At 63.4% G+C, this 23,398-nt stretch carries 21 protein-coding genes; 8 read left to right on the top strand and 13 right to left on the bottom strand.

What is annotated here, in order from left to right:
• Positions 1–291 carry an addiction module antidote protein gene (locus tag H0I86_RS11100; RefSeq protein ID WP_038580367.1) on the top strand — a complete coding sequence of 97 codons (291 nt, stop codon included), beginning with the start codon at positions 1–3 and terminating at the stop codon, positions 289–291.
• Positions 292–690: 399 nt separating this feature from the next.
• Here H0I86_RS11100 and H0I86_RS11095 read toward each other — a convergent pair whose 3' ends face one another.
• The 10 genes from H0I86_RS11095 to H0I86_RS11050 form a co-directional block, all read right to left on the bottom strand.
• Positions 691–1,278 (bottom strand): hypothetical protein, encoded by a 588-nt coding sequence (locus tag H0I86_RS11095; RefSeq protein WP_180925024.1) that lies wholly within the window; start codon positions 1,276–1,278, stop codon positions 691–693.
• A gap of 118 nt (positions 1,279–1,396) precedes the next feature.
• A complete protein-coding gene (locus H0I86_RS11090; RefSeq protein WP_180925023.1) occupies positions 1,397–2,779 on the bottom strand; it encodes an efflux transporter outer membrane subunit in 1,383 nt (460 codons plus the stop codon).
• A complete protein-coding gene (locus H0I86_RS11085; RefSeq protein ID WP_180925022.1) occupies positions 2,772–5,954 on the bottom strand; it encodes an efflux RND transporter permease subunit in 3,183 nt (1,060 codons plus the stop codon). The genes H0I86_RS11090 and H0I86_RS11085 overlap by 8 nt, the downstream gene beginning before the upstream one ends.
• A complete protein-coding gene (locus H0I86_RS11080; protein ID WP_258019425.1) occupies positions 5,951–7,120 on the bottom strand; it encodes an efflux RND transporter periplasmic adaptor subunit in 1,170 nt (389 codons plus the stop codon). The genes H0I86_RS11085 and H0I86_RS11080 overlap by 4 nt, the downstream gene beginning before the upstream one ends.
• A gap of 122 nt (positions 7,121–7,242) precedes the next feature.
• On the bottom strand, positions 7,243–7,380 hold the full coding sequence (locus H0I86_RS11075) for a hypothetical protein (protein ID WP_180925020.1): 138 nt from the start codon (positions 7,378–7,380) through the stop codon (positions 7,243–7,245).
• 203 nt (positions 7,381–7,583) lie between these two features.
• Entirely contained in the window at positions 7,584–8,660 is a 1,077-nt protein-coding gene (locus tag H0I86_RS11070) for a lipocalin-like domain-containing protein (RefSeq protein WP_180925019.1), read from the bottom strand.
• Entirely contained in the window at positions 8,650–11,166 is a 2,517-nt protein-coding gene (locus tag H0I86_RS11065) for an ABC transporter permease (protein WP_180925018.1), read from the bottom strand. The genes H0I86_RS11070 and H0I86_RS11065 overlap by 11 nt, the downstream gene beginning before the upstream one ends.
• Complete coding sequence (locus tag H0I86_RS11060; RefSeq protein ID WP_180925017.1) at positions 11,132–11,800, bottom strand: ABC transporter ATP-binding protein; 669 nt, start codon at positions 11,798–11,800, stop codon at positions 11,132–11,134. Before H0I86_RS11060 ends, H0I86_RS11065 begins: the two co-directional genes overlap by 35 nt.
• A gap of 264 nt (positions 11,801–12,064) precedes the next feature.
• The gene (locus H0I86_RS11055) at positions 12,065–12,718 is read right to left on the bottom strand and encodes a peroxiredoxin (protein WP_180925016.1); all 654 of its coding nucleotides are present in this window, start codon (positions 12,716–12,718) and stop codon (positions 12,065–12,067) included.
• Positions 12,719–12,895: 177 nt separating this feature from the next.
• Positions 12,896–15,019, bottom strand: a complete 2,124-nt coding sequence (locus H0I86_RS11050; protein ID WP_180925015.1) for a TonB-dependent receptor — start codon at positions 15,017–15,019, stop codon at positions 12,896–12,898.
• A 338-nt stretch (positions 15,020–15,357) separates the two neighbouring features.
• Here H0I86_RS11050 and H0I86_RS11045 point away from each other — a divergent pair, with 338 nt between their 5' ends.
• The 7 genes from H0I86_RS11045 (at position 15,358) to H0I86_RS11015 (ending at position 19,545) form a co-directional block, all read left to right on the top strand.
• Entirely contained in the window at positions 15,358–15,906 is a 549-nt protein-coding gene (locus tag H0I86_RS11045; protein ID WP_180925014.1) for a YniB family protein, read from the top strand.
• 295 nt (positions 15,907–16,201) lie between these two features.
• The gene (locus H0I86_RS11040) at positions 16,202–16,747 is read left to right on the top strand and encodes a PAAR domain-containing protein (protein WP_124313179.1); all 546 of its coding nucleotides are present in this window, start codon (positions 16,202–16,204) and stop codon (positions 16,745–16,747) included.
• Between the two features lie 10 nt (positions 16,748–16,757).
• Positions 16,758–17,540 carry a hypothetical protein gene (locus H0I86_RS11035; protein WP_180925013.1) on the top strand — a complete coding sequence of 261 codons (783 nt, stop codon included), beginning with the start codon at positions 16,758–16,760 and terminating at the stop codon, positions 17,538–17,540.
• Entirely contained in the window at positions 17,525–17,881 is a 357-nt protein-coding gene (locus tag H0I86_RS11030; RefSeq protein WP_037004592.1) for a DUF7079 family protein, read from the top strand. The genes H0I86_RS11035 and H0I86_RS11030 overlap by 16 nt, the downstream gene beginning before the upstream one ends.
• 419 nt (positions 17,882–18,300) lie before the next feature.
• Positions 18,301–18,582, top strand: coding sequence for a hypothetical protein (locus tag H0I86_RS11025; protein WP_009048156.1), 282 nt, complete (start codon positions 18,301–18,303; stop codon positions 18,580–18,582).
• A 343-nt stretch (positions 18,583–18,925) separates the two neighbouring features.
• Positions 18,926–19,108, top strand: coding sequence for a type II toxin-antitoxin system HicA family toxin (locus H0I86_RS11020; RefSeq protein ID WP_180925012.1), 183 nt, complete (start codon positions 18,926–18,928; stop codon positions 19,106–19,108).
• Positions 19,109–19,143: 35 nt separating this feature from the next.
• Complete coding sequence (locus tag H0I86_RS11015) at positions 19,144–19,545, top strand: type II toxin-antitoxin system HicB family antitoxin (RefSeq protein ID WP_103330829.1); 402 nt, start codon at positions 19,144–19,146, stop codon at positions 19,543–19,545.
• 448 nt (positions 19,546–19,993) lie between these two features.
• Here H0I86_RS11015 and H0I86_RS11010 read toward each other — a convergent pair whose 3' ends face one another.
• The 3 genes from H0I86_RS11010 to H0I86_RS11000 all read right to left on the bottom strand — a co-directional run bounded on the left by H0I86_RS11010 (position 19,994) and on the right by H0I86_RS11000 (position 23,373).
• Positions 19,994–20,758 (bottom strand): hypothetical protein, encoded by a 765-nt coding sequence (locus H0I86_RS11010; protein WP_180925011.1) that lies wholly within the window; start codon positions 20,756–20,758, stop codon positions 19,994–19,996.
• A 93-nt stretch (positions 20,759–20,851) separates the two neighbouring features.
• Positions 20,852–21,487: a response regulator transcription factor gene (locus H0I86_RS11005; RefSeq protein ID WP_053260452.1), complete on the bottom strand. Its 636-nt coding sequence runs from the start codon at positions 21,485–21,487 to the stop codon at positions 20,852–20,854.
• On the bottom strand, positions 21,484–23,373 hold the full coding sequence (locus H0I86_RS11000) for a PAS domain-containing sensor histidine kinase (protein WP_180925010.1): 1,890 nt from the start codon (positions 23,371–23,373) through the stop codon (positions 21,484–21,486). Before H0I86_RS11000 ends, H0I86_RS11005 begins: the two co-directional genes overlap by 4 nt.
• Positions 23,374–23,398: the final 25 nt, after the last annotated feature.

The raw sequence follows: 23,398 nt of genomic DNA, 5'->3' as shown, positions 1-23,398 counted from the left end.
ATGTCCGACACACTGGTTCCCTTCGACATCGCCGCCCTGCTCGACAGCGATCAGGCGATCAGCGAATACCTGTCCCAGGTCCTGGCCGATGGCGATACCGACGAACTGATCCGCGCCCTGGGCCACGTCGCCAGGGCCCGGGGCATGACGCAGATTGCCAAGACCACCGGCCAGGGCCGGGCCAGCCTCTACAAGGCTTTTGCCCCGGGGGCCAAGCCGCGCTTCGATACCGTGGTCAAGGTCATGCGCGCGCTGGGCCTGCAGCTGTGCACCACCGTATCCCGAGGCTGAAGCTGGCCAAGGCGGCAGGCAATGCAGCAGGCGGCTGTGTCGCTAAGGCGTCTTGCTGGAGGGGGAGCCGAGCGCTCTTGGCAACCGCTGGCAACAGGCGTCGAACCTGTGCGGGTGGCATGAGCGGCGTTACGGAAATCGTGGGGCGGGAACCCTGGAGAGGGTGTTCGCCCAGTGCTCTGGCCTGGCAATCCATGCACCGGTAAAGAGCCCTTGCACCGGGCGAACGAGAACTATTTTAATCGAACGACAAAAGAAAGTCCGTGCACATCTTCTGAAGAATTCTGAACACAAAGCTGGCGGAAATTTTTTCATTCCGCTCACTTTCGTTCAACTCCCCGCACGGACCTTTCGAGATCCGGCACGCCGGCCGCCACAACGACCAGCGCCCGGTCTCAGTCAACCTTCGTGCTGGGTCGTGACTTGCAATACATCGGTGTAGGTCACCACCACGCTCTGGCCGATCTTGAGGTCTTTCAACCGGGCCTGGACTTCCGGTTTTTCCACGTCCAGGACCTTCTTGTTGCCCGCCGGCCCCTGGAAGGTCAGCTGGTTGTTCTTAAGGTCGATGTCGGTGATCTTCAGTTGCACCTGCACCTGGCGATAGGCTTCACCGCCCGGGTTGGGGTTGTCCTTGGTGGCGCGAACCACCCCGGCGCGTTCAGCGGAGTTCGGCAGGCCTTTTTCCACATCGGTATCCAGCACCGCCACCACTGCGTGGGTGACCCGCACATTGACCTGATCGCCCACCTTCAAATTGCCCAGGTCCTTGGCCTGATCGCTAAGTTGCACATGCACCGGTTGGCCCTGGGCACCTTCCAGCACCACGCGATGTTTGGCGGCATCCACGGAGAGCACCTTGGTCACCAGTTCATCGGCCTCCACGGTACCGGCCAACGGAATGTCGGCGGCATGGGCATGCAGGCTGGCAGCGGACAACAGAGTGGCCAAGGCAACGGCTTTGGCCAGAGAGTGAAGCGGCTTCATAGACATTCATCCTTGTAATTGAAGACAAGACCCGCGCCTTTCAGATGCGCGGTGCCGCTTGAGCATAGACGCTGTAAATGCCCACGCCGCCGCGAACCACAGATTCGTTGCTCCCCGTTCAACCACCGAGCGCCCGCACCAGCACAGCCTGGTTCTGCAACTGCGCGGTCTTGATCCGCGACAGCGCGTTCTGCGCCGTGAGCTCGACCCGCTGGGCCTGCAACACATCGAGAAACGGCGCCTCGCCGGCGGCCCAGGAACGCTGGATCTGCTGCGCCGCCGAACTGGCCTGCGCCGCGGCACTGGCCAGATGCTGCTGGCTCTCGGCATTGCGCCGAGCCGCGGCGAGGGCCGACTCGACTTCCGCCACTGCGCCGAGCACGGTACGGCGATAGCCGAGCAAGGCCTGGCGCCCCTCGGCATCGCGCAGTTCCACCACCGCGCGCCGGCGTCCGCCGTCCAGCAGCGGCACGCTGGCATTGATACCGGCCAGCCAGAAGGTCGAGCTGGCCAGGTTCGCGGCACTGACACCGTCGACCAGCGAGCCCAGGGCCGCCGACAGGCTCAGGCGCGGCAGCAGGTCGGCCTTGGCCACCCCGACCCGCGCGTAGGCAGCGATCAGCCGGGCCTCGGCAGCGCGGATGTCGGGGCGCCGACGCAGCAGGTCGGCCGGGGTGCCGGCATCCACCAGATCCACCTCGCTCAGTTGCGCCGGGCTGGCGGCGAACTGCTGGTACAGCGCCTCGCTCGGCTGCGCCAGCAACACTGCCAGGCGGTGCAGCGAACGCTGCCACTCCAGTTGCAGGGCCGGCACCTGGGCCGCGGTGGATTCCGACTGGGAACGCGCCCGCAGCAGATCGGCCTGCGGGCTGCTGCCCGCCGCATACAACTGCTCGGTCAGTTGCAGGGTGCGGCTCTGGCTCTCGGCGTTCTGCCGCACGATGCTCAGGCGCTCTTCCAGCCCCCGTGCCTGGGCATAGGCCTGCACCACCTCGGTGACCAGCGCCACCTTGACTCCGCGCGCCTCTTCCGCGCTGGCCTGCAGGTCGGCATCGGCGGCCCGCACGCCTTCGCGAATCCGCCCGAACAGGTCGATCTCCCAGGAGGCGTCGAGACCCAGGCTCAGCGGCTCGGTAATCAAGGGTTCGCTGAACCCGGCCTGGTCCGCCGAGATCCGTTGCCGGGCGGCACTGGCCCCCAGGTTCAGCTCGGGGCTCGCGCCGGCGGCCGCGACGCCGCGCAAGGCACGACTGGCATCGATCCGCACCAGGGCGATCTGCAGGTCGAGGCTTTCCTCCAGCGCCCGCGCCACCAGGCGGTCGAGCAAAGGGTCGTGGTACAGCGTCCACCATTGCTCGGCAATGCCCGCCGTCGGGATTTGCGGCGCATTGACGAAACGCCCGGCGGGCGCCTCGACAGCCGGTGGCAAGGTCGGCGCGGCGCAGGCCGCAAGCAGCGCCGCGGTAAAGGCCAGGGCGGGAAAACGCAGCAGGTTATTCATGGACCACTCCCGAAGCAGAGACGCTGGATGGGGCCTGCAACCGCCGCTCGCCCCCGGCGAGACGGCGGATCAGGACATAGAAGATCGGGGTGAACAGCAGGCCGAACAGGGTCACGCCGATCATGCCGAAGAACACCGCCGAACCGACCGCCTGGCGCATTTCCGAACCGGCGCCCTCGGACAGCACCAGCGGCAGCACACCGAGGATGAAGGCCAGGGAGGTCATCAGGATCGGTCGCAGGCGCAGGCGACACGCCTCCACCACGGCATCAACGATGCCCTGCCCGTCCTGCTCCTGCTGCCGCGCCACCTCGACGATCAGGATGGCGTTTTTCGCCGCCAGCCCCACCAGCACGATGAATCCGATCTGGGTCAGGATGTTGATGTCCAGGCCCATCAGGCGCACGCCACCGGCGGCGGCCAGCAGACACATGGGCACGATCAGCAGGATTGCCAGCGGCAGGCTCCAGCTGCCGTACTGCGCGGCCAGCACCAGGTAGACGAAGATCACACAGAGCGGGAATACCAGCAGGCCCATGTTGCCGGCGGTGGTCTGCTGGTAGCTCAGGTCGGTCCACTGGTAGGTGATGCCCGGAGGCAGGGTCTGCTCGGCCAGGCGCTCCATGGTTTGCAGGGCGAAATCGGAGCCCAGCCCGGGCAAGGTGTCGCCGTTGATTTCCGCGGTCGGGAACAGGTTGTAGCGTGGGAAACGCTCGACCCCCAGCGACTCGTGCAACCGCGTGACGCTGGCGATCGGCACCATGTCACCGGCCTCGTTGCGCACCTTGACCCGCGCCAGGTCCTCTGGCGTGACCCGGTACGGCAAGTCCGCCTGGGCCGTCACCCGATAGGTGCGCCCCACCAAGTTGAAGTCGTTGATGTAGGTCGAGCCGAAATAGGTCTCGATGGCCTGGTTGATCTGGCTGCTGGGCACCCCGAGCATCTCGGCGCGCTCACGGTCCAGCTCGACGAACACCTGCGGCGTACGGGCCGAGAACGGCGAGTAGACACCGGTCATGCCCTGGGTTGCATTGGCCGCGGCGATCAGTTGCTCGGTGGCCTTGGCCAGGGCCTGGCTGCCCAGGCCGGCACGGTCCTGCAGGCGCATGGAGAAGCCGCCGGTGCTGCCCAGGCCCTGGACCGGAGGCGGCGTGGCGACAATCACCGACGCGCCGCTGACCACTTTCAGGCGCTCACGCAGGTCGGCGGCGATCTTGTCCGAGGTCAGGCCGCGCAGCTTGCGCTTGGACCAGGGTTCGAACACCGGCGCCAGGCCGGACGAGTTGGAAGAGCTGGTACCGGTGACCATGGAGAACCCGGAGAACGTCGGCACCCGGTCGACACCCGGCACCTGCAGGGCGATGGCTTCGATCTGCCGGGAAATCTCATTGGTGCGCTCCAGCGCAGCGCCTTCCGGCAGTTGCACGATCACCACCAGGTAACCGCGGTCCTGGGCCGGAATGAAGCCCTTGGGCGTGGACACCAGCAGGTATGCCGTGGCCGCGATCAATACCGCGTAGATCGCCAGCATCAATGGAGTGCGCGCCACCAGGCCACGTACGCTGCCGGCATAGCCCACCGAAAGCTTGAGGAAGCCGCGGTTGAAGCCTTCCGCTGCGCGCTTGAGCAGGCCGGACACGCCGCGCCGTGGCGCCTGATGCGCCTTGGGGTCGTGGCGTCGCAGAATCATCGCCGCCAGCGCCGGCGACAGGGTCACCGAGTTGAACAGCGAGATCGCCGTGGCCACCGCGATGGTGATGCCGAACTGACGGAAGAACTCACCGGAGATCCCCGGAATGAACGCCGTGGGAATGAACACCGCGCAGAGCACCAGGGTGATCGCCACCAGCGCGCCGCCAATTTCCTGCATGGTGATCAGCGTGGCCTGCAACGGGCTCTTGCCTTCGGCCAGATGACGCTCGACGTTTTCCACCACGACGATGGCATTGTCGACCACGATGCCCACCGCCAGCACCAGGCCGAACAGGGTCAGGTTGTTGATCGAGTAACCGAGCATGGCCATGACCGCGAAGGTCCCCACCAGCGACACCGGAATCGCCAGGATCGGGATGATCGACGGACGCCAGCCTTGCAGGAATACCAGGATCACCAGCACCACCAGGATCACCGCCTCGTAGATGGTCTTGCCCAGCTCGCCGATGCTGTCGGCGATGAACGCGGTGGGGTTATAGCCGATGCTGTATTCGATGCCTTCGGGGAATTCCTTGCTCAGGTCCTGCATCGTTTGCTCGACCACCTTCATGGTGGCCAGGGCATTGGCGCCGGGACGTTGCAGCACCTGCAAGCCGATGGCCGGGTGGCGCAGGTAATAGGTGTTGTTGACGTAGGCCAGGCCGGCGATTTCGGTGCGCGCCACATCCTTCAGGCGCACCAGGCGCCCGGCGCTGCCGGACTTGATGACGATGTTGTCGAAGTCTGCCGGCTCTTTCAGGCGGCCTTCGAAAATCAGGTTCGGCTGGAAGGCCTGGGACGCCACCGGCGGTTGCGCGATCACCCCGCCCGCCACCTGGGTGTTCTGCGCGCGCACCGCGGCAATGATGTCCGCCGGTGTCAGGTTGAAGGACGCCACGCGTTCCGGGTCGAGCCAGATGCGCATGGAGTATTCACGGGCGCCCAGCGGATTGATGTCGCCCACGCCGTCGATGCGCTTGAGGGTATCGGCGACGGTCCGGATGGCGAAGTTGGAAACGTAGAGCTGGTCGTAGGTGCCCTTGGGCGAGGAAATGAAGATGGTCGACAGCTGGGTCGGCGACGACTTGCGCACCGACACGCCGCTGCGCTGTACCGGCTCCGGCAGGCGTGGCGTGGCCAGGGCCACACGGTTCTGCACCAGCACCTGGGCCTTGTCGACATCGGTGCCGCTCTTGAACGTCACGGTCAGGTTGAGGCTGCCATCGGAGGTCGCCTGGCTGTACATGTAAAGCATGTCCTCGACGCCGTTGACCTCCTGTTCGAGGGGGATCGCCAGGGTCTCGGCCACGGTCTGCGCCGACGCGCCCGGGTAGGTCGCCTGCACCACCACGGTGGGCGGCGCGATGTCCGGGTACTCGGACGTCGGCAGGATCAGGTAGGCCAGGCCGCCGACGATCATCAGCACGATGGACAGCACGATCGCCAGCACCGGCTGTTCGACGGAGATTTTCCCCAGGTTCATAGCGGCGCTCCTTCGCTGGCCGAGGCCTTCGGCGCCAGCGCCAGGGCCTGCTCGCTGGCGGTCGCGGTCTCGCCGACGCGCACCCGCTGGATGCCGTCGACGATTACCCGGTCCTCGGGCAGCAGGCCGCTGGCGACTTCGCGCAGGCCGTCATGCAGCTTGCCCAGTTGCACCGGACGCAGTTCCACCTGGTTCTGCGCATTGAGCACATAGACCACCTTGCGCGTGGCATCGACGCTGATCGCCGTGTCCGGCAGCAACAGCGCCTGATAGCTCGGGCGCCCGGAGAACTGCACACGCCCGAACTGCCCCGGGCTCAGGCGCAAATCCGGGTTGGCCACCCGGGCGCGCTGGCGCAGGGTGCCGGTGGACGGGTCGAGGCGATTGTCGATGAAGTCCATGCGCCCGCTCAGGGTCGGCTCGCTCTGCCCCGGCAAGGCGATGCGCACCGGGTTCTGGCCCACGGCGCCCTGCTCCTGGCGGCGGTACTTGAGGTAGCTCTGCTCATCGATATCGAAGTAGATGTCGATGGGGTCCAGGGACACGATGGTGGTCAGCAGGGTCGCATTGTTGTTGCCGCCATTGACCAGGTTGCCTTCGCTGATCAGCTTGCGGCTGATCCGCCCGCTCATGGGCGCGGTGATGCGAGTGAACTCCAGGTCGAGCCGGGCATTGCTCAAGGCGCCTTCGGCGCTCAGGACTTCGGCCTGGGCCGCCTGCCGCGCCTGCAAGCGCTGGTCATACAGGCTGCGGGCAATGGTCTTCGACTCGATCAGCACCTTGGCCCGGGCATACTCCTGCTCGGCCAGGGCCAGTTGCGAACGTACCTGGGCCAGCTTGCCCTGGGCCTGGACCACCGCGGCCTGGAAGGAGCGCGAATCGATGACGAACAGCAGGTCGCCCTTCTTGACGATGGCGCCGTCGGTGAAGGCGACCTCTTCCAGGTAGCCGCTGACCCGCGAACGCACTTCCACCGAATCGGTAGCCTCGAAACGTCCGGTGAAACTGTCCCAATCGATGATCTGCCGGTTCACCGGCTGGCTCACCGAAACCGTCGGCGGCGCGGGCGGGGCCAGTACCTGGTCCGGACCGCAGCCGGACAACGCCGACAGCAGCGCCAGGCCGACGGCCGACAATGCGGCAAACTTCAAGGGTTTGGACTTCATCGCGGATAATCCTGGTTTCATAACTTTCTCCGGGGCTGGCGAACAACTTTGCAACCCAGTTTTCAGGCACACAAAAGAGTCGGCCGCCTACTTTCCAGCAGCGGCCGCTTGAACTTGAAACTTCAGTTTTGTGCCGAGCCCGCGCTCAGTACGCGGTTTCTTTCGACAAAGGCGCCGGACTCCTCGGCCTGCACGCTGAGCACGGAAGACAAGGCCAGCAAGGCAAGGAACAAGGCTGCGAATTTTTTCAGGCTGAACATGACGGAGAACCTCAGTGATATTTAAGTTGAGCGAATTCTCCGTCTTTGAGAAAAAAGATAAATGCTGCGCAGGGGAAAAGAATATTGAGTCGAAATCATGAATCGACACTTTATTAGTTCAACAGAAAACCACTCACAGTTTGACGCAAGAGATAAATGAATATTGGGCAAATAACTAATGAGTGGTACTCACGAATACCTCGTTAATAACCGGTCATCTCCAGATAACCGCTGCCGGTATGGCTGCCGCTCAGTTGCACCGGGCCTTCCCAATAAGGAATGCGCAGGTTCATCCAGGCCTTGGGGTTGAGTGCCTCGGCACTGATATCCAGGCCGCGGCCGGGAATGCGCAGACGCCAGCGGGTGGGCAGCGTGCGCCCGGCCACCTTGGAATCCTCCAGCGGGGTGAGCTGGATATCGTCCTTGTGCAGGGTCTGGGTGTGGCCGTTGGGCTCGATCCAGGTGCCAGTGATATAGGGCGGCTTGTGGTTTTCCCGCACGCGGAACAGCATCAGCCGCTCGCCGCTGTCCAGGTGCAGGGAGAACCAGTCCCAACCGCTCTGCCCGGCCGCCAGGGGCTGGCTGCTCCATTCGCGGTCGAGCCAGGCCGGGCCGCTGACCTCATAGGTCTGGCCATCGATCTGCAGGCTGCCGGTGGCCTGGAAAAACGGCTGGCTGTAGTAATAGGACGCCTGGCCCTGCTCGGACTTGCGGCTGTAGCCGCCCTCGCCCTGAAGCACCAGGGGCCGGTCGCTGCGCAGCTGCAAGCGGTAGGCGAAACCCGGGCCGCTGGCCTGCAATTGCATATGGGCCAGCGGATCGGCACCGGCGGACTGGCTGGTAAAACTCCAGTCGTCGATCCAGGCCTTGAACGGCTGCACGGTCACCCCGGCCTGCCCCACTCCACCACGGGCGTAACGTTCGGTGGCGTGATGGGTGTTGGCCGAAGTCGCGGCGGCGTGACCGAGCCAGACATTGGGCGCCTGCCAGCCAGGCTGGTCGGGCTCGGCGCGCAAGGCGCTGCGAAACAGCGTCCACTGCACGCCCAAGCGCTGGCCGTCGCTGGCCTTGAGGTCGGCGGTGAGGTACCACCACTCGATGCGAAAACCGTCATGCACACCATGGTCCGCCGGGAAGCTGAACACCCGCCCCGGCACCACCTGGGTGAACGCCGCGGCGTCCTCGCCCAGGCCAGCGAAACCTTGCGCCGGCTCGGCGCCTTTATCGCAACCGCACAGGGCTGACACCAGTAACAGGCCAAGCAGCAGTTCAATCTTCATGGGCGAAAGTCCTGAGCAGATCCGCCGGCTGGCTGCGATACAACCGCAGCAACGGCCAGGCCGACGCAAGCAAGGTGGCCAATACCGCCAGGGCCAGCAGTTGCACCAGTTGCAGCGGGAACACCCGCAACGGCAGGCGCCAGCCGAAGGCCTGGACGTTGATCACCGTGTCCAGGCACCAGGCCAGGGCAATGCCCAGCGGCAGCGCCAGGAGCAAGGTCAGCAGCGCCAGCAGCCAGGTCTGCCCGAGGTTGAGCAGCATCAACTGGCGCCGGCTCACCCCCAGCGCCCACAGCGGCGCGAGCTGGCCGAGGCGGCTCTGGCTCTGGGTCAGCAGGCTGATAAACAGCGCCACGCCGGCCACCCCCAGGGTCAGGCTGTTGAGCGCGGCGGTGGCGGCGAAGGTGCGCTCGAATATCTGGCTCGACCAGCCCTTGAGCTGCGCCTGCTCGACGATGCGGCTGTCGTCGAGGCCAAAGCGCTGCTGCAAGGCGCTTACCAGCGGCGCCACGGCGGCGGGTTCGATGCGCAGATTAAAGCGGTTGGGCGTCAGCTGCGGCCAATGCGCCAGCAGGTGCTCGGCATTCACCAGCAGATGGCCCCTGGGGTTGCCGTAGTCGGCATAGATCGCCACCACTTGCGGCGCCCACTGCCCCACCGGCACGGGAATCTCCAGCCGATCGCCCAGGCGCACCTTGAGCCGGCGCGCGGTCTGCTCGCTGAGCATCAGGGTGTCGGCGCTGGCCAGTTGGGTCCAGGGCTGCTCGCCCAGGGCCTCGAGCAAGGGCCAATGCTGGCGGTAGCTGGCATGGTCGATCACCCCGTACAGGTCCGCCGGCCAGCCTTGCAGTTGCGGCGCCACCTGCCAGACCGGCAGTACCGCGGCAATGGCGGGTTGCTCGGGCAGCCAGCGTTGCAGTTCCCGCGCCTGTGCCGGGGTTTGCGGATTGATGTACAGCTCGGCGCTCAGGCGCTGGTCGAGCCAGTCGTCGAAGGTCTGGCGAAAACCGGCGGTCATGCTGCCGGCGCCGATATTGGCGGCCAGGGCCAGCAGCAGCGCCATCAAGGCCAGGCTCAGGGCCGGCAACTGCTGCCGGCAATCGGCGAGAAACCACTGCCCGAGCACCGACCGGCTGCGCCCGAGCAGCACGCTGAGCAACCCATTGAGCAACACCGGCAGCCCCAGGGCCGCCCCCAACAGCAAGCCCGCCATCAGGACAAAACCGCTGCCCAGGCTGTCGCCCCAGATCCAGGCCGCGCCCGCCAGCGCCGCCAGGGCCGTCGCCACCCAGGCCTGGCGCCGCAGCCAGCGCGCATACGCCTGGTGCCAGGCCTGGGGATCGGCCAGCGCCAGCAATGGCAAACGCGCGGCCCGCAACAGACTGTTGGCCCCCGCCAGCAAGGCGCCGAGCAGGCTCAGGCCGATGCCGCCGAACCACCACCAGGGGCTCAGGCTCAACTGCCCCGCTACCTCGGCGCCATACAGGCCACGCAGGCTGGCGGCGACATCCGGCAGCAGCACACTGGCCAGCAGGTAGCCGCTGAGCACCCCGGCCAGGCCGCCGAGCAAGGCCAGGCCGCCCAGTTCGACACAGAGGCAGGCAATCAGCATCCGCGCGCTGACCCCGCAGGCGCGCAGGGTCCGCAGCAGGCCGCGCCGCTGCTCCAGGGCCAGGCCGATGGCCGCATGCACGATAAACAGGCCGACCAGGAACGACAGGAACCCCAGGGCATCGAGGTTCAGGTGAAAACTCTCGGTCAGGCGCGCCAGATCGTTTTCCTCACTGCCGCGCTTGAGTACCAGCAGGCCCTTGAATTCATCGGGCAAGGCCGGCGCGCTGGCGGCGAAATCCGCCGGCAACAGCAGCCGTGAGAGCTGCTGCGGCAAGCCCAGCAGCGACTGGGCAAAACCGATATCCACCAGCAGCAGCCCCGGCGCCATGTCCGCCTGGCTGTGCAGCGGCGGCAGTGGCTGGCCGCTCGCGGTGGTCGGCCGATCGCCTTCGCGATAGCCGAGGGCTTGCAGGGTCTGCGGGGCGATCCAGGTGTTGCCCGGCGGGCTGACGAATTCGACCATCCGCGCGGAATCCAGCACTTGGCCGGCGACCGCCGAACCGGCCGGCAACGACAGCGGCTCGATCCCCAGCAATTGCAGGCGCTGCTGCTCATGGCCCTTGAGCGTCAACCGGCCTTGCACCACCGGCGACACCGGCCAGCCGGCCCGGCGCAGGCCGACGAACACGTCCTGGGAAAACGGCGCGCCATTGGTCGTGGCCAGGCTGGACTGGGGCGCGCCGCCGATCAGCTGGCTGGCCTTGGCGTAACTGTCCCGCGCCTGACTGTTGAGCGCCTGCACCCCGGTCAACAGGCTGGTGGCCAGCCACAGCCCGGTCAGCACACTGAAAAACTGCACCGGGTGCCGCCGCCAATGGCTGAGCAGCGCCCGCAGGCTGTGCCAGAAAACCCGCACCTCAGTGCTCGCCCGCGCCGGCCAGACGCCCGCCATGCAGCACCGCGATCCGCCCCAGGCGACTGGCCACGCGCTGGCTGTGGGTGACCATCAACAGACTGGTGGGGGTATCGGCCAGCAGCTCCAGCAACAGTTGCAGCACGTCATCGCTGGTGGCTTCGTCGAGGCTGCCGGTGGGTTCGTCGGCCAGCAGCAGCCGCGGTTTGCCGGCCAGGGCACGGCCCAGGGCCACCCGCTGTTGCTGGCCGCCGGACAGTTGCTCCGGATAACGCAGCAGCAGATCCCCCAGGCCCAGGCGCTCCACCAGTTGCGCCTGCCAGCGCTCATCGAAACGCCCGGCCAGCCGCGCCTGGAACCCCAGGTTGTCCTCCACCCGCAGGCTGCCGATCAGGTTGAACTGCTGGAACACCAGCCCGACTTCGGTCCGCCGCCAGTTGGCCAGCTGGTTTTCGTTCATCCGCTCCAGCTGCTGCTCGCCGATGCGGATGCTGCCGCGATCGACCTTGTCCAGGCCGGCGATCAAGTGCAGCAAGGTGCTCTTGCCACTGCCCGACTCGCCCATCAGCGCCAGGCTGCCGCCCTGCTCCAGGTGCAGGTCGACCCCCTGCAACACCGTCAACGGGCCCTGGGGCGTGGCGTAGCTTTTGCAGACGGCTTGAACATCGAGCATGGGTGGGCTCTGGCAACGGAAGGAAGGCTCAAGGATAGCGCTTGTCAGGCCACGAGGGTTCGCGGCGCACCCCGCCCGGCACTCAGCGGTATCGATAGGCAAGACGGACGGTTCGAACCGCGGATGGGCAGTGGCTGCCCATCCTGGCTAAAAGCGCACCCATGGAAGTAACTGCGGCGCCACGGAGGTTTGCCGGGTGAGCCCTGTCCGGCGTCGCGTCATCCCCGCAGGCCAGCTCCGTGAGCAAGCCCTTGTCGGTGGTGGTTACTTCGGTTGCTGCACGGTGCGCAGATAAGGCTTCAACGTCTTGAAGCCTTGCGGATATTTCTTCCTGGCGTCCTCGTCGGATACCGAGGTGGGAATGATCACGTCCTCGCCCGGGCGCCAGTTCACCGGGGTGGCGACGGTGTGCTTGGCATTCAGTTGCAGGGAATCGAGCAGGCGCAGCACCTCATCGAAATTGCGCCCGGCGCTCATCGGGTAGACCAGCATGGCCTTGACCTTCTTGTCCGGGCCGATGATGAACACCGAACGCACGGTGGCGTTGTCCACGGCGGTGCGCGCGCCGCCACTGGCATTGGGGTGGATCATGTCGTAGAGCTTGGCCACCACCAGGTTTTCGTCGCCAATCATCGGGTAGTTGACCGCATGCCCCTGGGTTTCCTGGATGTCGCCAATCCAGGCCTTATGGTCGCTGACCGGGTCGATACTGAGCCCGACAATCTTGGTGTTGCGTTTGTCGAATTCCGGCTTGAGCCTGGCCATATAACCGAGCTCGGTGGTGCACACCGGGGTGAAGTCCTTGGGGTGGGAGAACAGGATTGCCCATTTATCGCCGATCCACTCGTGGAAATGCAGCGGACCTTCGGTCGTGTCGGCAGTGAAATCGGGTGCTTCGTCGCCAATGCGGATTGCCATGGTTGGTCTCCTTGCAGTGACTGGGAGGGGGAGCTGTGAGGGTGCCGACGGGGCGGCATTCGGGTATCTGGAACCTGTCGGCGCGAATCAGTATAGGAGACCCGCCAGGGCCGAGTGACCGGCATAAAAAAAGCCCGGCAGTGTTCGCACTGCCGGGCTTTGCTCTCAGGTCCGCCTTCAGAACCGATAGTTGGCGCTCAGCTCCAGGGTCCGTGGCGCGCCGGGCGTGATCAGGTCCACCGAGCCATGCGCCGAGGCGTAATAGTCCTTGTCGAAAACGTTACGCAGGCGCAGGGCCATGTCCCATTTCGGCAGGTTATACAGCAAGGCCGCATCCACCGTGGTGTAGGCCGGCATGACCACCTGGTTGTCCAGGGCGGTGTAACGCTCATCGACATAGTTCGCCCCCATGCCTACCCGCCATTCCTGGGTCAGGGAACGCACCAACCATAGATTGGCACTGTGGCGCGGGGTCAGGGTCGGAGTCTGGCCTTCGTTGGCGACCCCGTTGGTACGGCTGTTGGACTTGGTGATCTCGGCATCCAGATAGGCATAGCCGGCATAGACCTGCCATTTGTCGCTCAACTGCCCGCTGGCGGTCAGTTCCAGACCATCGGTACGCTGCTCACCCGCCAGCACCAGCTTGCTCGGGTTCGCCGGATCGGTGGTTTTCATATGGGTGCGTTCCAGACGGAACAGCGCCGCGGTCAAGGCCAGCCGGTTGTCGAACAGGTCCCACTTGCCGCCGATCTCGAAGTTGGTGGTCTCTTCCGGCTCCAGGTCCTGGTTGCTGGTACTCAGGGCAAACATTTCCGCGGACGGCTGGTAGGAACGGCTGACCGAGATGTAATAGGACTGGATCTGGTCAGGCTGATACACCAGGCCGACGCGCGGGCTCCAGGTGGTATCCGTGCGGGACAGGCTGCTGTGGGTCAGGTCGTCGGAGTACTCCTGGTCGAACACGTCATAGCGCACGCCCAAAAGGGCTTTCCAGTGGGGCGTCAGTTCGATCAGGTCCTGCACATAGAAGCCGGCGGTGTCCTGGGTGTTGCTGCCCTTGGCGGTCTGCCGGTTGGCCTGGAACGGCACATCGACCAGGGCATCGCGATATACCGGCACCCGCGCCACATTGGATTGGCTGAACACCGACTGGTCCTTCACCTGGCGCCCCAGCTCCACGCCATAAAGCAGGCTGTGGTTCATCCCGGCGAGCACCGCCTGTTGCTTGAGCTCGGTCTGGTTGAACCAGCCATCTTCCTTGCGCTGCACATTGCCGCGGTTGAGCTTTACCAGCAGTTCGCCATTGGGCGCGGTGACGAAGCGAGTCGGACTGGAGTCGGCGAGCGTGTTGTTGCGATCCAGATCGTAGTGGTAGTAACGGCTGGTGTTGCTCAGGCTGAAGTCGTCGTTGATGCGGTAGTCGATACCCGCCGTGAACGAAAACACCTCGCTGCGGGTGTAGTCGTCATCCGGGTCGGCGGAACCGAAGCGCTTGTCACGGTCCACATCGACCGGGCGATTGCCACGCGCCGGGATGCCGAAGTCGATCAGGCGCTTGTCGTACAGATAGGTAGCGCCCAGGTTCAGTTCCAGATCGTCCGAGAGCTTGAAGTAGGCCGACGGCGCGATGGCCTTGCGGTCGATATAACCGTCATCGCGGAAAGTGTCGCTGTTCTCCAGCGCCCCCGTGACCCGGAACGCCTTGTCGTTGTGCTGCTGGTCGGCCCAACCGGCGTCGAATTGCGTGCGCTTTTTACCCTCGCTGTCGAAGCTGACACCCACTTCCTGCTTGGGGGCGAAGTTGGGCTTCTTGCTGATGCTGTTGATCAGACCGCCGGATGAGCCGCGGCCATAAAGCACCGCCGCGGGCCCCTTGATCACCTCCACCCGCTCGACGTTGGACAGGTCGCGGAAATACAGGGCGTCGTCGCGAATGCCATCGACGTACATGTCGCCAATGGCGCTGAAACCGCGGATGGTGACCTGATCGCGCTGACCATCGCCGTTGGACAGGCCGACACCGGGGACATTTTTCAGCACGTCCTCCATCGACTGCGCGCCCTGATCCTTGATCACGCTCTGGGGGATCACGTTGACGGTTTGCGGGATATCACGCAGCGGCGCATCGATCTTCAACGCACTCCTGCTCTCGGTCGGCATGTAGCTCTGCTCGCTGTACTCACTGTTCACAGCGGTGGCCGGAAGGGTTAGAGCAGACTCCGTTTCTGCCTGTAGATCAGGTACGACCAGAATGCCCAGCAACGATAGAGAGGCTGGGTAAATGCGCGATGAAACCACCATGGACACCTTCTTGTAGGAATTATCGCGCGAATGATAACGATTATCTTTTGTATGTAAATACAAATGATTACAATTTTTAATATTGACAGCGTTTGGGACGGGCGTCTCGATTTGGCGGGTGCGCTGGTCAGCTTTAGCTCGTGCTGGTACGGCGCTTATTGCATCGGCAGGAAATTCATTGGCGGCAGGCTTTGCCCGTGGTTCAGGCCGAGGTACCGGTGGCATTTGTCACAGCCGTGCCGGCTGAAACCTTCGAGGTTCGGAACCAGCGCCGCCCTATCGACCAGAGGCGACGGGCTATAGTATTGCGCCCCTTTTCTTCATCGCAGGACGCAAAGATGAATTACACCCAGGCCCAACTGAAATACCGGCTGTCCATCGCCGCAGGCGCGTTGCTGTTTACCGGCGCCTTGATCTCCACCGTGTTTTCCACCCTGAAAATGCTCCACTGGCGCCTGGACAGCTACACCACCGCCGCGGCGACCATCAACCGCCCGATCAAGAACTTCATGTTCACCGTCTATGAAAACACCCGGCCCCTGGACTGGTTCTGGGACAACAGCCCCACCCCGGACTTTATCCGCCTGAGCAACCCGCCCCACTGGAAATTCCTGGTGATCTACCTGTTGATCTTCGTCGGCGCGGCCCTGTTCACCTGGGGCCGGACCCTGATGCGCAAAGTCGAAGAAGTCGAACCGCTGATCCAGGCTCGACTCAACGCGCCAGCAGAAGAAGGTGTCGCGGTCATGACGTTGCAGCAACTGGAGGAGTCGACTCCGGTGGAAGCCGTGCCTTCGTTCTTTTCGCAGGTTCGACTGCTTTGTGTGCTGCCGTTGGGGATAGCCGTGGTTTATTTGGGTGTGCTGTGGATGTTGCGCATTCTGTAATGTCCGGTGGCGGCGGATTGAGTTCTCTGTGCTCGGTGATAGATGTTCATGGGTTGCGCCAAATCACGGAGGCCTTTTCAGAGCGCTTCTAATGTATGAAGTCGCATGGGAGCCAAAACACAAAATGGTCCGCATGCGGCAATGATCATAATCCACAGCCGAAAGCGGACTCGTAGTTTTTAAAAGTGGAGCATTTTGTGCGTTTCTGTCTCTAGCGTCCTATGCGAGGGTTACTAATTGGGCTTGGCATTCGTGATAGGTTGTGACGCTCACGAGTTTTTGACAGGAGGTCATCATGGCTAAACCAGCGGCGCGTAAGAGCGACCCATCTAGTTGCCCTATGCCAGGGCACGGTACCAACCCTATCGCGACAGGCTCTTCTGATGTGCTTTTCGATGGCCTACCCGCTGCACGCCAGGGCGACACTTGTACTTGTGGCAGTACGTTGTCGTCGGGTCTGTCTTCAAGCGTCTTCATAAACGGCAAAAATGCCGCCACCATCGATACGGGGGGAACCCATGGCAGCATCGTCATCGGTGGATCGAGTACGGTGATCATTGGTGATACCCATATACCCTGCGAATTCATTTCTCCTGAGCTTTTAGCCGGCCATGCAAGATGGATCGGCTTCAGAATTCCTGCTGACGAAAGCTATGAGGGCTTATCGTGCACCGCTCATTTTGACGATGGCTCATCACTCCCTGGCGTGTTTAATAAAGAAAATACCGTGAAGTTTTCGAACCCATCGGGCAAGACGTGCTTGATGCTCAAGTTCGAAGATGAAGCGCCTGCTGAGACCCCCTCTCTCACTGAGAGCTTATTGAACAAAATTCTAGGATAAGGAACATCCTGTGACAGAACCGTACATCGTCACTGGCAGCTATATTGTTCAGCGCGAGCATGCTTTAAAAGACTCTCCACTCGATAGGGCCTTAGAGCTGATGGAGGGCGCTGCGCTGAGATTTTCTTTGGATGCTATCTCTGATGAAAAAATCAGGGCTAGCTATCTCAGGAATATCAAACGCATGTCTCAGCAAACAATGGAGGACGTGAAAGCAGGAAAAATTACGGCGCAAGAAGGTGTAGCGTTCAGCCATGAAATGCGAAACAAAATTTTGATAGAACATCGTAAGTGGACTTCTGCGCAGGGCCTGGCGGTCGTTCAAAGGAAGAAAAAAGACGGTAGGACACTAAAATGGCTTTTGGATCGTTACTCCAACGATCTCTTCAAAAAGAGCTATGAAAACCTTTCAGCCGCAGAGCAAAAGAAGGTTCATTACACCATTTTGGAAGCCGCCGGCCGGGATGATGCCAAGTTTACGAAAGGCACTAAAAAAATGCTGATCATGGGCAAACTCGGCGTTCTCGTGACCGCTGCGCTGGCGACTTATCAAATCCTGAATGCTGAGAACAAACCAAAAGAAACGGCCCGACAAGGCATCCTCGTCGGAGGAGGTGCGTTAGGCGGCGTACTAACTGGGATGGGCGTCAGTGCGTTGTGTGGCCCTGGAGCTCCGATCTGTGCAATTGCGGTCATCTTGGCGGGGTCAGTGGCTGGTAGCGTCGCAGGCGGCGTGGTCGCGGACTCGCTTGATGAGGAACTGGAGGAGTTTTCGCATTGGGACATTTTCTGACCGAGCCACAACTGACAGAAGTCAGAACCGCACTGTCTGAGCCATTCAACTATTTTCCGACCGATTACGACTACATCGCGCGACAGGTCAAAGGCGTCGATCCTGACGTACTCTACGAAATCTTTTATTCAGAAGTGGCGCCCGTGTGCTTCTCTAACCTTGCAGCAGTCTTGCCCTCTGTCTGGACAGGCTTTGACCCCGACTGGCTCAGAGCCAGGATCGAGGAAAGGCTGGCGGCGCGGAAGCGTAATTGGTTACGCAGGCAGTTTGATAAGGTGCTGGTTCTATGGCTGAAGTACAACTACGACTACATGTGGAAGGAAATTGCTTGCAGGCTTTGAGGTCGGTGATGAACTGACATCCACGATCGACAACAGAAATAAAAAAGGATCGACACCAACAAGGGGGCGTCAAGTCCATGTAATTACGCCCCGCCACCGTCGCCACCAACACCGCCCGACACAACCACTCAAACATCCCCACCAATACTCGGTTGCGCCGTTAAACCGTCGCCCCTATAGTTCGCGCTCGCGGCAAAATCCGCGAACGACCTTGGCCGGCCGAGCATAGGAACGCATCAGCGTCCAAACACCATTGCAGGCGCTTTTTTTGTGCCTGCGATTTTGTGTCATGGCGGCTGTGCGTGGGACACCTTCGGGTGTGCCGGTGTCCTATGCCCGGTCGGCCAACCCGCGTACAGCTGCCACCCTTATTCGCTTGGCCGCGAAAGGTGGTTGCTCTATTCATAGGAGCTGCACCGATGATTGACCATCAAACTTCCCGCTTCACCCCCGTCGATACCCACGACGCCGACGCTCCCGTTTTCTACCTCGATACCGACGCCCCCTTGAGCGATCTGGCGGCTTGCGCAGCCCATCGTTTCACCGTGGTGCGCGACCTGATGGACAGCCTGTCCACGCTTAACCTGAAAGATATTTCCGACTGCGACTTGGCGCGGGTGACCCGAGGAGTGCATCTGCTGACCCGGGAAGGGTGTGCGGTGCTGGAGGTGATTCAGTGGCGCACGGCGCAGGAGTCCTGAGCGCTATTGAATGGTGTGTTCGGGCCGCGTTGCGGCCCCGACACTTGAGTCTCTGATCAAAGCCAAAGCACAGCCCTCACTGCCTGAAACGCTATTTGTAGCCGCTGCCGAAGGCTGCGATCGGCTGCGTAGCAGACGCACATTCGGCCTCCCCGGACTTATCCGTTACACCGCGTGGCCAGGTTTGGCGGGCGCTTCGTCGGAGTGCCGCCCAGCCCGATCGCAGCCTTCGGCAGCGGCTACAACGACAGGTCCCGATACATAACTCCAGACACACAATTCAACCTGCGCTACTATGCGCCTGGAGTTATAAAGCACCTCTCGCCCCGATAAGGAGATGGAGGTGCAAAGCAGACAGTTGATCAAGGAGCTTGAAGCCACAGGCTGGGTGCTGGAGCGCGTTACCGGCAGCCATCATCTGTTCAAGCATCCCTACCGGCCCGAGACCGTTCCGGTGCCTCACCCGAAGAAGGATCTGCCACGGGGGACGGTCAGGGCCATCCAGAAACTGGCCGGGCTGATATAGCCCTTTCAGCCTTCGCACCTTTTGAGGAGATCCCCGTGCAATATCCCATCTGCATCGAGTGGGGCGACGAGCACACTGCTACCGGCATCCAGATTCCTGACATTCCTGGCGCGGTCACCGCCGGCGACACCTTCGAGGCCGCGTACAGCGCCGCCATCGAGATCGCCCACGTCATGCTCGAAGAGCTGGCCCGTGACGGGCAAGCCATTCCCCTGCCCTCGCCCACCGGCACGCACCGCGCCAACCCCGACTTCGAGGGCATGGGCTGGGGCATGCTGGATATCGATATCACGCCTTACCTGGGCAAAACCGAAAAGGTCAATGTGACCCTGCCGGGCTACGTGATTCAACGAATCGACCGCTTTGTACGGGAGCACAACATCAAGAGCCGGTCGTCTTTCCTGGCGGATGCGGCGATGGAAAAGCTGGGACGTTAAACACCTCAAGCTCTCTCTACACACAGCCCAAGATTCCAGGCCGGCCGGTAGGCCGCCTTGCTTTGGCTTTTGATCTGAACGCCCCGTTAACCACGATGGCCGAACGCAGGTATTGAGCCGTGGGTAACCCGGCAGGGATGCCGGGTTAGCCGCCCCAGGCCATGGATGGCCTGTGGCGGCGGCCCACGGATCAATGCCGGAGTGAGGGTATGCCGAGCCTTAGCGAGGCACCGAGTGGTGGGGCAAGCGTTTTTGGTTCCTTTTTAGGCGTTTGTAAAAAGGGACTCGCCGTAAGGGCGAAACCATAAGCAGCCGTTACCGCAGGAATGGATATGTACACATCCAAAAATGCAGCGCCAGAACCGACGCCATCGCGAGCAATCGAGCGTCGACCGGCTGCTCCTACAGAAGCCCCCGCAGCAACGGAGGCCCCGCGAACGACAACCCCCTACTGCACCGGCAAAAAATTCATCAGCAACAGGCTTTGCGCATAGTTCAGACCAATACGCCGATAACGCTCATCCAGCATCTGCGTCAACAAATCCAACCGCGCAACGATCTTCCCAAACTCCACAGCAAAACTCAGATTGCTGCCCTCCTCCGAAATCTCATTGGAAAACAGCAACAACTCCCCATTGGCCCCCTGCCGCTGGCTGAGCATCCAGGTGGCCTTTTCAATATTGCGCGCAGCGTTACTGACAAACCGCGGATCGATAGTGTCAGTCATAAAAAACTCGGTACGCCCGCCATGGGCAGTCACCAGCATGCTGCCGATGGCATAGATAAAGGCGCCGACCCGGTCGCCGCGAAACTCCGGGCTCAAGGCATAACTCAACGCCGCCAGGTCGCGACGGTTGCCCAGGGCCGGCAAGGCCTTCTGCTGCTCGATGGCCTGGCGGATATCCCGCGCGGCGCTGGTGGCATCGGTATACCCCCACTCACGCCACTGGCTGGGGTTGCGCAGGTAGAGCTTGTTCATCAGCAGGTACAGGCTTTGCAGGTTGTCGCGCATGCTCAGGGTGGCCATGCGGTCGACGCTGGTCTGGAAGAATTCCTGGGGTTTGCCATTGCTGAACTGGTGGACCATGTCACGCCCCTGCTGCTGGCTGCAGCCACTGGCGCAGACCATCAAGACAGCGGCCAGCCACAACGGCTGGCGCGCTATACGCAGGCAAAAGACGCGCAGGAAACAACGAGAAAGCGGATAAACCATCGGCACCGTTCTGGACTCTGGTCGCGCGGGGGATCGGCGCGGCCTGGCCCTGAATAGAACCGCAAAAACGCAAAAAGTGCGGTGGCCGCAGCCTCAGCGCAATTGCAGCGGGTCCACCAGGCCGACGGCGATGGCCATGCCCACCAGTTCCGGCAGGTGTTCGGCCTGCATGCGTTTCATCACCCGTGACCGGTACAGGTCGATGGTCTTGACGCTGACCCCCAACTGCTCGGCGATCTCGCGGTTGCTGTAGCCCTGCACCAACGGCAGCAACACATCCTTCTCCCGCGGCGTGAGGCTCTCCAGCCGCGCTTCGACCCGGGCCTGCCCAGCGTTGCGGCTGTGGCGGTCGTCGGCGCGACTGAGGGCCTGCTGCACACTGTCCAGCAGCAGCTGTTCGTTGTAGGGCTTCTCGATGAAGTCCACGGCGCCGGCCTTGAACGCCCGCACCACGATGGGCACATCGGCATGGCCGCTGACAAAGATCAGCGGCAGGTGGATATCCCGCTGGCGCAGCTCTTCCTGGACATTCAGCCCACCCATGCCGGGCATGCGCACATCCAGCAGCACGCAGGCGTCGAGGCTCGGGTCGCAGTGTTCAAGGAACTCCCGGCCACTGGTGAAGGGCACGGCCTTGAGGCCCACCGACTCCAGCAGCCAGACGGTGGAATCGAGCATGCCCGGATCGTCGTCGACCACATACACCAGCTGCTGCGCCGCACTCGTCATTGCCTTGCTCCTGTTGTCAGTTGGGTCGGTGAATCGGCTTGCGCCGGGGCCGTCGCCGGCAAGTGGCAGCACATCTTCAGGCCGCGGCTCTGGGGCTGGGCCTGCAAGTCGCCGCCGAAGCCTTCGACGATGCTGCGGCTCATGGACAGCCCGAGCCCCAGGCCGTTGGCCTTGCTGGTGTAGAACGGGGTGAACAGCTGCGCCAGCTGCTCGGTGGAGACGCCCGGGCCCTGGTCGCTGACGCTGACCTCGACCCCGCCCTCGCCACTGGCCTGGGCGCCGAGGACGATCTGCGAACCCTGCTGCGGATGCACCTCGCGATTGGCCTCGATGGCGTTGCGCAACAGGTTCAACAGGACCTGCTCGAGCAAGATCCGGTCGGCGTACACCGGCGGCAGATTATCCGCCAGGCGCAGCTCGATCGTCACCTGGCAGGCCTGCGCTTCCCAGGCGCACAGGCGCACCGTTTCCCGGGCCACCTCGGCGAGGTCCAGGGCCTGGACCCGGCGCCCGCCCTTGCGCAGGAAGGCCCGCAGGCGCTTGATCACTTCGGCGGCGTGGGTGGCCTGTTCGGCGATCCGTTCCAGGCCCTGGGCGACCTTTTGCGCGGCCTGGGGCTGGGTCTCGAGGTTTTGCAAATAACGCTGGCTGGCGTTGGCGTAGTTGACCACCGCCGCCAGCGGCTGATTGATCTCATGGGCGATGCCCGAGGCCAGTTCGCCCAGGGTCACCAGGCGCGCGGTGTGGGCCAGTTCGTCCTGGTGATGGCGCTGCTGGGCCTCGCGCAACTCCCGTTCGCTCTGGTCGTGAGCCACCAGGGAATAGAAGCGCTCGCCACTGGCCGCGCGATGGGCCAGCAGCATCAGCGACACCGGCACCGAAGCGCCGCCGGCCGGCGGTTGCAGGCGCGCTTCGATGCTCCAGCGGCCTGTGTGTTCGGCGCGGTGCCAGCCTTCGCGTTGCAGGCTGTGCAGCACCTCCGGGGTGAGGATGCTTGCCAGGTCCGGCATCGGCTGCCCGGCCTCCAGGCCCAGGGTGCGCCGGGCCGCCGGGTTGAGGTAGGTCACCGCGCCGCCGGGTTGGATGAACAGCACCGGGTCGGGATTGGCCTCCACCACTTCCGCCAGGCGCCGCTTGTTCTCTTCGGCCTGGACCCGGGAGGTGATGTCCCGGGACACCGCCACCACTTCCACCACCGCCCCGGTGTAGGTTTCGCGGATCGCCCGGCAGGCGGTCTCGAACCACAGGTAATGGCCGTCGCGATGGCGGATGCGGTAGGTCATGGTGTGGTAGCCGTCCTGCTCCAGGGCGTCCCGGGTGCGCTGCGTCAGCCCGGCCAGGTCCTGGCTGTGGAACAGGCTGCGGGCCAGGCGCCCGCGCAACTCTTCGGGCCAGTAGCCGAGCAGGGTCCAGGAGGCTGGCGAGGCGTCGAGAAAAGTGCCGTCCGGGGTATGCCGGGAAATCAGGTCGGTGGTGTTCTCGGTGATCAGCCGGTACAGGCGCCGGGCCGTGGCCGACTCGCGCTCGGCGAGGATCTGCGCCGTGGCTTCGCGGCAGCGGGCCAGGACCCGTTGCCGGTGCGGGTCGGGGATAAAGCTCCAGAGCAGCACCCGCTCGCCCCACTGGGCCTCGACCTCTTCAATGGCCCGCTGCTGCTCCAGGCACGCGCGGACCAGGGTCGGGTGATTGACCGGCAGCAGCGCCGCGACCTCGCTCGACGCCTCGGCATCCAGCCATTGCAAGAGCGCCGGGTTCAGGTCCACCGGCCGCGCCTCGGCGTCCAGCAACAGGCTGGGTTGCGGGTCATGACCGAGCCAGGGCGAGTCCGGCAGCCGGCCTTCGCGCTGCAGGCGCAGCCAGCGATTCAAGTGGGTGGAGGTGGGCATCGTCGATAAACCTGCGGGCCGGATC

The organism is Pseudomonas chlororaphis subsp. aurantiaca, assembly GCF_013466605.1.
In the GTDB taxonomy this organism is placed as follows: domain Bacteria; phylum Pseudomonadota; class Gammaproteobacteria; order Pseudomonadales; family Pseudomonadaceae; genus Aquipseudomonas; species Aquipseudomonas chlororaphis_I.
This window is presented reverse-complemented; position numbering and strand designations above follow the sequence as displayed.

Excerpts from the sequence above, each read along its gene's own strand:
- H0I86_RS11055 (WP_180925016.1), bottom strand. The coding sequence starts at position 12,718 with ATGGCAATCCGCATTGGCGACGAAGCACCCGATTTCACTGCCGACACG.
- H0I86_RS11045 (WP_180925014.1), top strand. The coding sequence starts at position 15,358 with ATGAATTACACCCAGGCCCAACTGAAATACCGGCTGTCCATCGCCGCA.
- H0I86_RS11100 (WP_038580367.1), top strand. The coding sequence starts at position 1 with ATGTCCGACACACTGGTTCCCTTCGACATCGCCGCCCTGCTCGACAGC.
- H0I86_RS11010 (WP_180925011.1), bottom strand. The coding sequence starts at position 20,758 with ATGGTTTATCCGCTTTCTCGTTGTTTCCTGCGCGTCTTTTGCCTGCGT.
- H0I86_RS11090 (WP_180925023.1), bottom strand. The coding sequence starts at position 2,779 with ATGAATAACCTGCTGCGTTTTCCCGCCCTGGCCTTTACCGCGGCGCTG.
- H0I86_RS11085 (WP_180925022.1), bottom strand. The coding sequence starts at position 5,954 with ATGAACCTGGGGAAAATCTCCGTCGAACAGCCGGTGCTGGCGATCGTG.
- H0I86_RS11065 (WP_180925018.1), bottom strand. The coding sequence starts at position 11,166 with ATGGCGGGCGTCTGGCCGGCGCGGGCGAGCACTGAGGTGCGGGTTTTC.
- H0I86_RS11080 (WP_258019425.1), bottom strand. The coding sequence starts at position 7,120 with ATGAAGTCCAAACCCTTGAAGTTTGCCGCATTGTCGGCCGTCGGCCTG.
- H0I86_RS11070 (WP_180925019.1), bottom strand. The coding sequence starts at position 8,660 with ATGAAGATTGAACTGCTGCTTGGCCTGTTACTGGTGTCAGCCCTGTGC.
- H0I86_RS11040 (WP_124313179.1), top strand. The coding sequence starts at position 16,202 with ATGGCTAAACCAGCGGCGCGTAAGAGCGACCCATCTAGTTGCCCTATG.
- H0I86_RS11000 (WP_180925010.1), bottom strand. The coding sequence starts at position 23,373 with ATGCCCACCTCCACCCACTTGAATCGCTGGCTGCGCCTGCAGCGCGAA.
- H0I86_RS11025 (WP_009048156.1), top strand. The coding sequence starts at position 18,301 with ATGATTGACCATCAAACTTCCCGCTTCACCCCCGTCGATACCCACGAC.
- H0I86_RS11075 (WP_180925020.1), bottom strand. The coding sequence starts at position 7,380 with ATGTTCAGCCTGAAAAAATTCGCAGCCTTGTTCCTTGCCTTGCTGGCC.
- H0I86_RS11005 (WP_053260452.1), bottom strand. The coding sequence starts at position 21,487 with ATGACGAGTGCGGCGCAGCAGCTGGTGTATGTGGTCGACGACGATCCG.
- H0I86_RS11060 (WP_180925017.1), bottom strand. The coding sequence starts at position 11,800 with ATGCTCGATGTTCAAGCCGTCTGCAAAAGCTACGCCACGCCCCAGGGC.
- H0I86_RS11050 (WP_180925015.1), bottom strand. The coding sequence starts at position 15,019 with ATGGTGGTTTCATCGCGCATTTACCCAGCCTCTCTATCGTTGCTGGGC.
- H0I86_RS11095 (WP_180925024.1), bottom strand. The coding sequence starts at position 1,278 with ATGAAGCCGCTTCACTCTCTGGCCAAAGCCGTTGCCTTGGCCACTCTG.